Source organism: Haemophilus sp. CCUG 60358, from assembly GCF_001679485.1.
Classification (GTDB): Bacteria; Pseudomonadota; Gammaproteobacteria; order Enterobacterales; family Pasteurellaceae; genus Haemophilus_D.
Genome location: NZ_LZOZ01000015.1, coordinates 12584 through 24756, shown reverse-complemented (window position 1 = coordinate 24756; position 12173 = coordinate 12584). Strand labels below are relative to the sequence as shown.

Annotated in this window: 9 protein-coding genes; 4 read left to right on the top strand and 5 right to left on the bottom strand. The window is 39.2% G+C overall.

The genetic code is table 11. The features are described 5' to 3' along the window. Positions 1 to 25: 25 nt before the first annotated feature. Both A9500_RS07215 and A9500_RS07210 read left to right on the top strand, forming a co-directional pair. Positions 26 to 2530 (top strand): class I adenylate cyclase, encoded by a 2505-nt coding sequence (locus tag A9500_RS07215; RefSeq protein WP_065244421.1) that lies wholly within the window; start codon positions 26 to 28, stop codon positions 2528 to 2530. Positions 2531 to 2710: 180 nt separating this feature from the next. Continuing rightward, positions 2711 to 3340 (top strand): response regulator, encoded by a 630-nt coding sequence (locus A9500_RS07210; protein WP_005694852.1) that lies wholly within the window; start codon positions 2711 to 2713, stop codon positions 3338 to 3340. A gap of 49 nt (positions 3341 to 3389) precedes the next feature. Here A9500_RS07210 and A9500_RS07205 read toward each other — a convergent pair whose 3' ends face one another. Further along, entirely contained in the window at positions 3390 to 4232 is an 843-nt protein-coding gene (locus A9500_RS07205) for a divergent polysaccharide deacetylase family protein (RefSeq protein WP_065244420.1), read from the bottom strand. Further along, positions 4232 to 5464 (bottom strand): murein hydrolase activator EnvC, encoded by a 1233-nt coding sequence (envC, locus tag A9500_RS07200; protein WP_065244419.1) that lies wholly within the window; start codon positions 5462 to 5464, stop codon positions 4232 to 4234. The genes A9500_RS07205 and envC overlap by 1 nt, the downstream gene beginning before the upstream one ends. A 187-nt stretch (positions 5465 to 5651) precedes the next feature. On the opposite strand from envC, the gene A9500_RS07195 reads away from it, so the two are divergent. Both A9500_RS07195 and A9500_RS07190 read left to right on the top strand, forming a co-directional pair. Next, entirely contained in the window at positions 5652 to 6335 is a 684-nt protein-coding gene (locus A9500_RS07195) for a 2,3-diphosphoglycerate-dependent phosphoglycerate mutase (RefSeq protein ID WP_049365165.1), read from the top strand. Between the two features lie 63 nt (positions 6336 to 6398). Beyond that, positions 6399 to 7208 (top strand): hypothetical protein, encoded by an 810-nt coding sequence (locus A9500_RS07190; RefSeq protein WP_065244418.1) that lies wholly within the window; start codon positions 6399 to 6401, stop codon positions 7206 to 7208. 2 nt (positions 7209 to 7210) lie between these two features. Here A9500_RS07190 and A9500_RS07185 read toward each other — a convergent pair whose 3' ends face one another. The 3 genes from A9500_RS07185 to ilvC form a co-directional block, all read right to left on the bottom strand. Next, on the bottom strand, positions 7211 to 7897 hold the full coding sequence (locus A9500_RS07185; RefSeq protein ID WP_049384670.1) for an rRNA large subunit pseudouridine synthase E: 687 nt from the start codon (positions 7895 to 7897) through the stop codon (positions 7211 to 7213). A gap of 55 nt (positions 7898 to 7952) precedes the next feature. Beyond that, positions 7953 to 10475, bottom strand: a complete 2523-nt coding sequence (locus tag A9500_RS10740; RefSeq protein ID WP_049366639.1) for an autotransporter outer membrane beta-barrel domain-containing protein — start codon at positions 10473 to 10475, stop codon at positions 7953 to 7955. Positions 10476 to 10547: 72 nt separating this feature from the next. After that, positions 10548 to 12029 (bottom strand): ketol-acid reductoisomerase, encoded by a 1482-nt coding sequence (gene ilvC, locus A9500_RS07175; protein ID WP_049373691.1) that lies wholly within the window; start codon positions 12027 to 12029, stop codon positions 10548 to 10550. Between the last annotated feature and the right edge of the window lie 144 nt (positions 12030 to 12173).

Sequence of the window (12173 nt, the reverse complement as noted above, 5' to 3'; positions counted from 1 at the left end):
GTTATATGGTCATAGGTAGGAAGCCTTGAAATACGATCTCACTCAAGCCCGAAAATGTATCGAAACTCTAGATAAACGTCGTTTTGATCGTGCATTATTGGGCTCAGGTGATGCATTCCGACACATCGTCTCTTTAGTGCCGCTGTTGTTGCATCTTAATCATCCTGCTCTGCCGGGTTATGTGGAAGATGCCCCGGCAGGCATTGCCGATTTTACTCTTTCCAATTATCAGCAAAATTTTCTCTCAAAAGAACATCGTGAACTTGTCGAAGCCGTGCAAAGTGCGGTCAATTCTGATGCTGTTTTTGCGCAGATCTTAGGTATTTATGTGATGGGCAGTTTTGGCTCCATTAGCCAAACTTCAGCTTCTGATTTGGATATTTGGATCTGCCATCAAGATGATTTATCTGAACAAGAACAGCAGCGCTTAGCAGAAAAAACGAAGAAAATCAGCCAATGGGCATCGACATTTCATGTGGAAATGCATTTCTATTTGATGACGCAACAACGTTTCCGTAACGAACGTTATTCCGATCCACTAACTAAAGAAAACAGTGGTTCAGCTCAATATATGTTGCTGTTGGAAGAATTTTATCGTTCCGCTGTACGTCTTGCGGGTAAACCATTGTTGTGGCTGCACTTGTGGGTGGAAGATGAAAAGCAATATGAGGCCGAAGTTGCGCGTTTAGTCGCGGCTGGTGAGCTTAATTTAAATGATTGGGTGGATTTCGGTGGATTAGGGCAATTCTCAGCCAGTGAATATTTTGGTGCAAGCTTATGGCAGCTTTATAAAGGTATTGATTCACCTTATAAATCGGTGATGAAAATCTTGTTGTTGGAAACCTATGCTCAAGAATACCCAAATGCTCAGTTAATTGCTCGCCAATTTAAAGAGGATTTGCTTTCTGGTCACAGCACGGCTATACATCATTTCGATCCTTATATTGCGATTCTAGAGAGAATTAGCCAATATTTGACTGCACATTCAGAATTTAAGCGTCTTGATTTCGTACGTTCTTGTTTTTACGTGAAAGCGACGGAAGACTTTGCGTTATATCACGCCTCAAACTGGCGTATTTCTTATATGAAAATGATGGCCCAAGAATGGGGTTGGTCAAAAGAACGTATTGAAGAATTAGATCATCGTCCAAATTGGAAAATCAAACGGGTGAAAGAAAGTCACAATAATTTAGTGAATTTCTTGATGATGAGTTATCGAAATCTGGTGGATTTTGCACGCAAACATAAAATTAATTCTAGCGTGATTCCGCAAGATATTACGGTGCTTTCTCGCAAACTTTATACTGCCTTTGAAGAATTGCCAGGTAAAATTACGTTACTAAACTCACAAATTTCCTATAACTTAACAGAAGAACACCTCACGTTCATCGAAGTTCACGGCAATAAGCGCTTTAAAGATGGTTGGTATATGGTAAATCAGCCGCCACACCACATTATGTTCTCGAAAGAACGTGTGATTGAATACGGCGAAAGTTTAAATAAAGTGGTTGCGTGGGCTTATTTTAATCGCTTGTTGACGGCTGAAACCCATTTGCACTTAATTAGCCAAAATATCGACCAACTTACTTTACGTAATTTTGTAGCTGATTTGCGGTTGTTTTTTCCGCATACAAATAGCCAAGTTCCGACAAATGAGGCACTTTCTTCACAGTGCGAAATCCGCGATCTATTTATCGCGGTGAATTTGGTGAATGATCCAACCGCACAAGTCGAAGAGCTTAAATCAAATATTTCGCCAAGTGATTTATTCAGTTTTGGTCAGTTAGAACAGAGTTTGGTAGGAAGCATTGATTTCACTTACCGTAATGTGTGGAATGAAATTCGAACCTTACATTTTGAAGGACAAAATGCGATTTTGCTTGCCTTAAAAGTGCTTTCTAATAAAATTGATCAAGGGGTGAATCAGCCTCGTTCTGTGCAGGTTTTCTGTTACAGTAAACATTACAACCGTACATTGCGAAACTTAGTGAGTGTACTCGTAAACCGTTGTATCAGTATTCAATTAGGGGATAGCCGTCCAACAACACATTCTCGTTTGCGTGTAGCGGGGAAAAACTGGCAATTCTTCTTTGAAGAAAAAGGGATCAGCTTGCAACCTATTGAAGGCGGAAAAGAAAGTGCGGACAATTTTGAAGACGTTTTACCAACTCAGTTGGAAGAGAAAGAGATTATCCCAGAAGCACGTCGGTATCCACCTGAAATTGATTTGTTTGCCAGTGAAGGTTTTTTACAATTCTTCTTTGAAGATAATGCCGATAATAGCTTTAACGTCTATTTGTTAGATGAGAAGAACCGTCTCGAAATTTATCGTCAATGTGAAGGTTCGAAAGATGATAAAGTACGCGAAATAAATCGTATTTATCAATCGCTTGGCTCAAATGATTGTGAAAATCCGTATAAAATGGTGCAACGGAATTTTAATTACCCGCAATTTTATCAATTGCACTCAACTGAAAGCGGCATGCGTATTATGCCGTTCAAATTTAAAAGCAAAAGGACTTGCGAATAGCGACATCAAAACAAGCATTGTTTGAGATAAATCAAGTTTATCTGCAAATATGCATTGGAAGATAGGTAAAATCCCGATAGAATCCCTCGGTCGAAAATCTATTGAGAAATAATCTAAGGCTGTGGACGTTTTCGCCTTCAGGCGATAGAATGTTTGTCCGCTTATCTCTTGGAGAATATTATGCAAGAAAAGTTAAAAGTATTAATTATCGACGACCATCCATTAATGCGTCGTGGTATCAAACAATTAGTTGAATTAGAAGAGAATTTTGAAGTTGTCGCTGATGTAGGAAGCGGTACAGAAGGCATTTCCATTGCGATTCAAGAATCGCCCGATTTAATCATTTTAGATCTTAATATGAAAGGTCTTTCAGGTTTAGATACTCTTAAAGGCTTGCGTGCAGAAGGTGTTGATGCGCGAATTTTGATCTTAACCGTGTCTGATGCGAAAAATGATATTTTCACTCTCATCGATGCGGGTGCTGATGGCTATTTATTGAAAGATACTGAGCCAGATGTGCTACTTGAGCAAATTAAACGTATTGCACAAGGTGAAGTGATTTTAAGTGATTCGATTAAAAATCTTCTTTTAGAACGCAAACATACTGTTGATCCAATGGATTCACTCACCGATCGTGAAATGGATGTATTACGTTTAATCGCAACAGGTTTATCTAATAAACAAATTGCGGGCCAACTTTTCATTTCTGAAGAAACGGTTAAAGTGCACATTCGTAACTTACTTCGTAAACTTAACGTTCACTCACGCGTTGCCGCAACTGTCTTGTTCTTTGAACGAAATGGTCGATAGGCAAATTTCAAACGATAAAAAAGAGCGGTTTTTTTAACCGCTCTTTTTGTTACCTCGGCACGCCCCGTAATAAAGGGATTGGCTCAAACGGTGCAACTGAAGTTGGCGCAGGAATATCATTAAAAATTAAGATAAATGGTTTAGGTGGCAAGATTTTTTCATTTCGCCACAAGCTTCCCATACCCACCAATTGAATATCATCGGGTAAATTTTTTATTCCCGATTTTAATACGGCTACGGTATTTGGACGAGGGTGTCCAATAGCAATAGCCGTGCCATGTTTACGTGCATATTGGATTGCATTTTGAAATTGGCGTTGAACATCCGCCAAATTATCACTGTCATCTAAAAACACATGGCGATCTAATACACGTATGCCTTGTTCTTTTGCTATTTTTCCCGCAACTGATTTTCCGATAGTACGGCTATCTAAAAAAAATAAATGCTGCTCGCGAAGTGCGGTCATTAAATAAGTCATTAATGTGGCATCGGCCGTGGCTGCACTGCCCATATGATTATTCATTCCTATAGCGTTTGGCACAATAGATTTAGCTTTTTTTACTCGCTCATTCACTTGCGCTTCGGACAAGCCTAAAGTCAAACCACCTTCCTCAATTTTAATATTGCTGACAGGCTGCATCGGCATATGGATGAGAATATCATGATTTTGTGCTTTCGCTTCTTGATTGCGTAATTTGGCATAGGGTGCAGCTGGAATAATAGCAACGGAGATTTCTTTTGGCATGGCTAAAACCTCGGCATCTTCTTTCGGATGATAGCCAATGTCATCAATTACAATAGCCAGTTTGCCTTGTGCAGAAGTAAACGCAGAGAAAAGTGCGGTTGAAAAAATGATCGTATTTTTGACCGCACTTTGAAAGAATGCCGCCATTATTTAATCCACCCAGCTGGATTTACAGGCACCCCTTTACGGCTGATACCAAAGTAAAGTGCCGGTTTAGAGATCTCACCCGTATTCCCCACTTGTGCGATGGTTTGTCCCGCAGACACCAGCTGACCCTGTTTCACAAATACCGCTTGGTTGAAACCATATAAGCTCAAGTCGCTGTCGCCGTGTTTCACAATCACCATATAACCATAGCCATTAAGATGACCCGCTAGAATGACACGACCACTTGCAATAGCTTTTACCGCGGTACCCGTTGGTGCACCGATAACCATGCCTTTCCAACGTACTTCGCCCGCTTGGATTGAACCAAAGGAATATAACGTCGGGCCAGAAACTGGACGACTGTATTGACGTGCAGCCGTACCTAAACCACTGGTGCTGTTAATCAACTTACGTTCTTGATCAGTTGGTTGATAAGGTTTTGAGGTACGTTTTTCTTCCTCTTGTTTTTTCTGAGCAAGGGCTTCACGCTCACGTTGTTCTTGTTGGCGAGCAGCTTGTTCAGCACGTTGAATTTCTTGGCGAAGGGCATTTTCATTCGCTTTCAACGTTTCCAGCTTATTCTGATCTTTCGTTAAGTTTTTGTTGAGTTCATTTAACGTAGATTGACGTTCTTGTTGCGCTTTTTGTAATTCTTGCTGCTGTTTCTTTTGCGTAGAAAGCTGATCGCGATGATTCTTTTGTTGGCCTGAAATCGCTTCGCGTTGTTTCGCTAAATTCTCTTGTGTCGCTTTCAGATTGTTAATCATATCAATGCGAACTTGGTTTAAGTGCTGATAATACACTTTCATGCGTTCCGCTTTTTTGGCATCTTCCGAAAGCATTCTTTCCAAGGTAGAAGGATTGACACCTGAGCGATAAATGGCATCTATTTGCTGTGCGAGCTTCGCTTTTTGCACGCGCTCTTGCTTTTCTAATTGCTTGATTTGCTTTTCGGTTTCCGCCATTTGCTTGCGGATTTCTTGCAAACTTAATTCTGTTTCACGTAATTCACCAACAACGCTATTAATTTTGCTTTCTTGATCTTTAAGACTAGCTTGGAGTTTAGCTTGTGCACGTTTTTGCTCGGCGATCTTCGACTCTTGTTGTTTAATTTGTTTTTGAATTTGGTTGAGATCGTTGCCTTGCGCGAAAGATGAAAAGCCAAGCAGACCGCAAGCTAAAAGTACGGTCAGTTTTGATAAGATTTTTTTTCTACGATTGCTTTGCTGCATACATCTAAACTTGAGAGAAATTAAGGGACGAATAAAGCTTAAATACTAGCATTATTTTTGAGTGGCTAAAAGTTTACAGGCGATTTTTTGCGAAAGATCAGTAAATACCGCCTTTTTACTTTTAAACATAACGATTTTTTGCTATAACAGAACCATTCATTTTTTTATTAATACTTAGGAGATCCTTATGGAATTAGTATTCATTCGTCACGGTTTCAGTGAGTGGAACGCAAAAAATTTATTCACCGGTTGGCGTGATGTGAATTTAACCGAGCGCGGTGTTGAAGAAGCAAAAGCAGCGGGTAAAAAATTGTTGGAGAAAGGCTATGAATTTGATATCGCCTTTACCTCTGTTTTAACTCGTGCAATCAAAACCTGTAACATCGTGTTAGAAGAATCTCACCAATTATGGATTCCTCAAGTGAAAAACTGGCGTTTAAATGAGCGTCACTACGGTGCATTACAAGGCTTAGATAAAAAAGAAACAGCAGAAAAATACGGTGACGAACAAGTTCATATCTGGCGCCGTTCTTATGATATTTCCCCTCCAGATTTAGATCCGAAAGATCCAAATTCTGCACATAATGACCGTCGTTATGCAAACATTCCGTCTGATGTTATACCAAATGCAGAAAACTTAAAATTAACCTTAGAACGCGCATTACCATTCTGGGAAGACCAAATTGCTCCAGCAATGCTTTCTGGTAAACGTGTTTTAGTGGTGGCACACGGTAACTCACTTCGTGCATTAGCAAAACACATCATTGGTATTTCTGATGCGGAAATCATGGATTTTGAAATCCCAACCGGTCAACCATTAGTGTTAAAACTTGACGATAAATTAAACTACGTAGAACACTACTATCTTTAATTTATAAATGATTTCAAAGTGCGGTTAATGTTGACCGCACTTTTTGTTTAAGGAGAATAACAGATGAAAAAATTACTCGCGGTGATTTTTGCTTTGTTACCTGTTTTGGCCTTTGCTGCATCGCCAAATCATACGGCAAAATCAACTCAAACCAAGTCAGTGAAAACGGCAGTTAAAAAAGTGGAAGCCAAGAAAGCAACCACACCTAAAGCTGTAGCCAAAACAGTCAAAAAGAAAGCCGATGCCAAAAAAGCAGAAGTGAAAAAGCCAGCTAAAATTGTCGAAGCGAAAAAAGCGGTAACAAAAAAAGAAAAAATAAAAAATAAAACGACAAATAAAGCCGCTAAAGCAGAGCCGACAAAAACGAAAGGCAAACAGCCAGTAGAAAAAACTAAGCAAGCGGCAGTAAAAGATAAAAAGACTGTAGAGAAAAGCAAACAAAGTGCAGTTAAAGAATCCGCTAAACCTGAAAAGGTGATGGCTAAAAAAACTCCAGTGGTTAAAACTGAAGTGAAGAAAGCGGAACCAAAAGCCGTTGAAAAAGTAACTGAAAATAGAGTGGAAACTGTTGCTCAGAAAACAGCGAATACTGTGACAAAATCCGTCGTTGTGCCAAGATGTAATGATTCAAAAGTTTTTGCGGTATTATCTGATGCCTTCAAAAAACAAGGCGCTGCTACTCACACTCAAATGACAGTAAAACAAATCACGCAAGCCCGTGAAACGCAATCTTATCCACAACAAGGCATTCGCAGCTGTAATGCGATAGTGGAAACTAACAGCGTTAAATATGTCACCGATTACAGCATTATCTTGAATGATAAAGGTTTCTTCGTGCAAGTTGAAAACGCACAACCTGCTCAACGTTTCTAATCTTAATGTGCGTTGTTCAAATGAAGTTGTTTGAATAACGCACGCATTTCTTCTTCATTCAAACAGCGATATTCACCATTACCCAATCCATCAAGTGTTAAATGGCTCATTTGATAACGGATGAGACGCAATGTCGGAAAGCCGATATGTGCCGTCATTCTACGTACTTGTCGATTACGCCCTTCACTAATTTTAATTTCTAACCAGCTCGTTGGAATACTTTGACGTTCACGAATAGGTGGCTTGCGAGGCCAAAGAAAATCTGGTTCTGAAATCAACCGCACTTTTGCTGGCTTCGTCATCCCATCTTTCAATTCAACGCCTTGACGAAACTTGTCTAAGTCAGCCTCTTCAGGAATGCCTTCCACTTGCACAAAATACGTTTTTTCTGTTTTAAACTTAGGATCAGCCAAACGATGTTGCACTTCACCATTATTCGTTAAAATCAGTAACCCTTCGCTATCACGATCCAATCGTCCTGCCGCATACACATTAGGAATGGTAATAAAATCTTTTAATGTAGCTCGGCCATTTTCATCGGTGAATTGTGTCAGCACATCAAAAGGTTTGTTAAATAAAACAACGATTGTTTGTTCTAATGTAAGTGGCTTCGCTTTAGGCTTAAATGAACGAGTGGATTTTGCCGTTCGTTTGGTTGTAAATGAGTGAGAAGGGAAAGGTTTTGACATATTATTTATTGAGTAAAAAAGAAAAAAAGGGCGGATTTTAACCCGCCCTCTTATATTACCACTGATAGCGATAAACTGCTTGAATTGCATAAGGTTTATCGAAGTTTTTACCGTCAGCACGGCTTACTTCTAAACCAAAACGATGATTTGCAAATCCAGCATTTAAGCCGACCGCACTTTCAAAACGTCCGCGGCTGCTTGCAACATCAAGTGCGCTGTTTGTGTAATGAATTTTGCTGCTACGGTTTTTGCTAGTAATCGCATTGACTTCTGCATAAGGTTGTAAATTCCAACCATTACTTAATGCAAAGCCTTTGGCTACACGTAAACCAATTCGAGAATACACAGAAGATAAGCTATCTTCATTCTCTTGTGATGAAATATGTGTCCACGCTAATTGTGCTTGCGGGGTAATTGTCCAATCGTTCACAAGGCTAAAGCGTTTGCCTAATTCACTCGAAATAGTATAAGCGTTGTAATGGCGTTTTTCAGTGTAATTTGAGTTAGCGTGTAAACGGCTGTATTTCACGATGTTATCTACATAAATACCGTTATCTGCAAGGTAAGCTGCATATAAGCCCACGCTGTTGCCTCTTACTTTGCCATCACCGTAATAACCATTGAAATCAACGTTAGCTTGGCTACGACCAACAAATCCACCAACACGGAGGTTATCTGTTACAGCAGCATCAGCGCCCACTTGTAAGCTATGTACGTTTTGTTTAAAGCCAGAAGTTTCACTCTCACCTGTCGAAAGTGCGGCTAATTTTTGGCGAGAATTCACATTACGAACCCATACATTACCTTTTTCACCGTTTTTCACTTCACCTAGACGTTGATGAATGCCATTTAAATCATCTTCCACTAAAAGCAATTGTGCTTGGCGAAGAGAAACTTGTGCATTCGCTAAGTCTGAAAGTAATGGTGTGCTTGGTAGAACTGCAGGTGGTACTACTGGATTACTTGGGGTTACTACTGGAGTGCTAGGCGTTACCGCAGGTTTGCTTGGGGTCACTACTGGTTTGCTTGGTGTAACTGGTGCAACAGGTGGAGTTGGAGTAACTACATTTTTAGAGTTAGCTAATACCCAATTATTTCCCTCTTTGGTTAGAAAATATTGGTAAGCCCCTAAATCTACACGATTATTCGGGTTAGTTAAGCTAAACGCCGCATTACCACCATTGGTTTCTACAAGTGTCACTTTGCCGTTAGCAACGTTTGCACCTTGGTTAGTTACCCCAATTTTATGATTACCTTCGGCAGTACCTTTAACAACGATTTTATCGCTTTTGTTTTCAGCGATATTGGTGTTGAGGTTGAAGATACCTGAGCCAGTGAGATTACCCGTGATAGTTAATGTTGCATAAGGAGCGTTTGTATTAGTTAAAGAAACCGCTGAGTTATTTAAATGCAAGTCTGTTACTTCTGAATTATCCACTAAATCCCATGTAGTATTGTTAGTTAGATTTAATGTAACAGGCGTTTTATTTGTACCGTCATATTGCTTTACTGCACCATTTAACTGTGAGTTATCTGCATTTAACACAAATCTAGGTGAGCTAGTTTTCTCTCCTTCAGATAAGTCCGTATCAGCTAGATCGGGCATGTTTAATCCAACCAATACTTTTGCATCGGGGATTTTAGTATTTTTTAGATTAACTGTTGTTGAGCTGTAATTATTTGTTGTATCTCGAGAATCTTGTTTATTAGTAAAAATAACAACATCTCCAGTGTTATTTTCAATGTTGGAATTTGTAATGTTGGTCATACCACCATCAAGTACAAAACCTAAACCTTTACTTTGACCTTTCGCTTCAATTGTGAGCAAGCTGTCCTCAATATTTAATGTAGTATTCTCAGATATGTATGCAATAGTAGTTGATTTATCGCTACCTGCTGGCTGTAGCGTGATATTTAAATTTTTGATATTTAATGCTGAGTTTTCTGCATCTACAGCAGTGCTGTTACCTTCCCCTAGGAAAATAGAGGAGTTAGTAATATTTGCTGTAGATTTATCAAATAGTTGGTACCCGATGCTCTCTTCAGCTAAACTAACAATACTCACTGAATCAATATCAATGGTGCTATTACTTTGAAGTTCAAATGCTGAATTTCCTGAAACTGACTCGCCCTCTTCATTAACTGTTGAAAGCCCCTTAAATAAATTGATATTACCGGTGTGGAATTTGAGATTTGCATCTCTCAATTCAAAAACAGAACTTTCAGGAAAAGCCTTCGATAATGTGAAAGTGCTATTAGGTTTGATTTCTAATGAACTAGGCCCCTTAGAAAATTGAGGATAAAGGAAAATTAGTGATTCTGTTGGATAATCCTTATTATTTAAACCATTTTTCATTCGAAAAGATACAGTTGCAAGATTCTTTTTATTTGTTAAATCATATCCATAATCTGAATTAAAATTCATATTTTTTACTTCAGAGTCAGTTCTTTCCGGATTCTTATATACGGTACCTTCATATAGTTTATAATCAATGGCCCATGCCGAATTAACTAATCCTAACGCCATAGCCACCAAACTCACTTTAAAAGTGCGGTTAAAAATTTTATTGTTTTTCATATGAATTCCTTTGGATTATAAAAAAGCCAACTTATTGAATAAAAGCTGGCTTAAATTTTAACGATTTAATGATTAACCTGCAACAGCGATACGTTTCATATCTGTCATATAACCACGTAACTCTTGACCAATTAATTCAACTGGGTGGTTACGGATTGCATCGTTTACATCGCGTAAAGTGATGTTGTCGATAGCAACTGCTGGTGTTGGTTCACCTAAGTCACCTTTTTGTAAGGTTGGGATGATTTCTTTAGCAAGAATAGGGGTCGCTACGTTAGAGAATAAGTAGTTACCATATTCTGCCGTATCAGAAATAACTACGTTCATTTCGTATAAACGTTTACGCGCAATGGTGTTAGCGATTAACGGTAATTCGTGAAGTGATTCATAGTAAGCTGATTCTTCATAGATACCGCTTGCAACCATTGCATCAAAGGCTAATTCAACACCTGCTTTCACCATTGCTACCATTAACACGCCGTTATCAAAGTATTCTTGTTCAGAAATTTTGATGCCGTCTGCTTTTGGTGCATTTTCAAAGGCAGTTTTGCCAGTTGCTTCACGCCATGCTAATAAGTCTTTATCACCGTTCGCCCAGTCAGCCATCATGGTTGCGGAGAAGTGACCACTGATGATGTCATCCATGTGTTTGTAATATAAGAAACCAAGGCTTTCTTTGATTTGTTCCGCAAGCTCAAATGCACGTAATTTTGCGCTGTTTGATAAGCGATCCATCATTAATGTGATACCGCCTTGTTTTAAGGCTTCAGTAATAGTTTCCCAACCGTATTGGATCAATTTACCTGCGTATGCTGGATCTTTACCATCAGCAACTAGTTTGTCGTAACATACGATAGAACCTGCTTGTAACATACCGCAAAGAATGGTTTGTTCACCCATTAAGTCAGATTTTACTTCTGCGACAAATGAAGATTCTAATACACCTGCACGGTCACCACCGGTTGCAGCTGCCCATGCTTTCGCAATTGCCATACCTTCACCACGTGGGTCATTTGCAGGGTGAACCGCGATTAATGTTGGTACACCGAAACCACGTTTGTATTCTTCACGTACTTCAGTACCTGGACATTTTGGTGCAGTCATTACCACAGTGATGTCTTCACGGATTTGCTCACCTACTTCAACGATGTTGAAACCGTGTGAGTAACCGAATGCTGAATCTTTTTTCATTAATGGCATTACATCAGCCACAACTTTAGAGTGTTGTTTGTCTGGTGTTAAGTTGATCACTAAGTCTGCAGTTGGGATTAACTCTTGGTAAGTGCCCACTTTAAAGCCGTTTTCTGTTGCACGTTGGAATGAAGCACGTTTTTCTGCAATCGCTTCTGGACGTAATGCATAAGAAATGTCTAAGCCAGAGTCACGCATATTTAAACCTTGGTTTAAACCTTGTGCGCCACAACCTACGATAACGATTTTTTTGCCTTTTAAGTAGTTGCAACCGTCAGCAAATTCGCTGCGATCCATAAAACGACAACGACCTAATTGATCTAATTTTTCGCGTAAATTTAATGTGTTGAAATAGTTAGCCATTTTTCATCCTTTCTATGATGTTGATTAATGTGTATGAGGTTGTGTTTGAATATAGTTTTTTGTTGTGAAGTGGATTATAAGGTTTTTAGTTGTTGCGTAAAGTGATATTATTGACACTTAGTGTTGCAATTTTTGCAACGTTAT

What these genes read in the sequence shown, in the direction of transcription:
- ilvC (WP_049373691.1), bottom strand. Translation starts at nt 12,029, where the DNA reads ATGGCTAACTATTTCAACACATTAAATTTACGCGAAAAATTAGATCAA.
- A9500_RS07185 (WP_049384670.1), bottom strand. Translation starts at nt 7,897, where the DNA reads ATGTCAAAACCTTTCCCTTCTCACTCATTTACAACCAAACGAACGGCA.
- A9500_RS07190 (WP_065244418.1), top strand. Translation starts at nt 6,399, where the DNA reads ATGAAAAAATTACTCGCGGTGATTTTTGCTTTGTTACCTGTTTTGGCC.
- A9500_RS07210 (WP_005694852.1), top strand. Translation starts at nt 2,711, where the DNA reads ATGCAAGAAAAGTTAAAAGTATTAATTATCGACGACCATCCATTAATG.
- envC (WP_065244419.1), bottom strand. Translation starts at nt 5,464, where the DNA reads ATGCAGCAAAGCAATCGTAGAAAAAAAATCTTATCAAAACTGACCGTA.
- A9500_RS07205 (WP_065244420.1), bottom strand. Translation starts at nt 4,232, where the DNA reads ATGGCGGCATTCTTTCAAAGTGCGGTCAAAAATACGATCATTTTTTCA.
- A9500_RS10740 (WP_049366639.1), bottom strand. Translation starts at nt 10,475, where the DNA reads ATGAAAAACAATAAAATTTTTAACCGCACTTTTAAAGTGAGTTTGGTG.
- A9500_RS07195 (WP_049365165.1), top strand. Translation starts at nt 5,652, where the DNA reads ATGGAATTAGTATTCATTCGTCACGGTTTCAGTGAGTGGAACGCAAAA.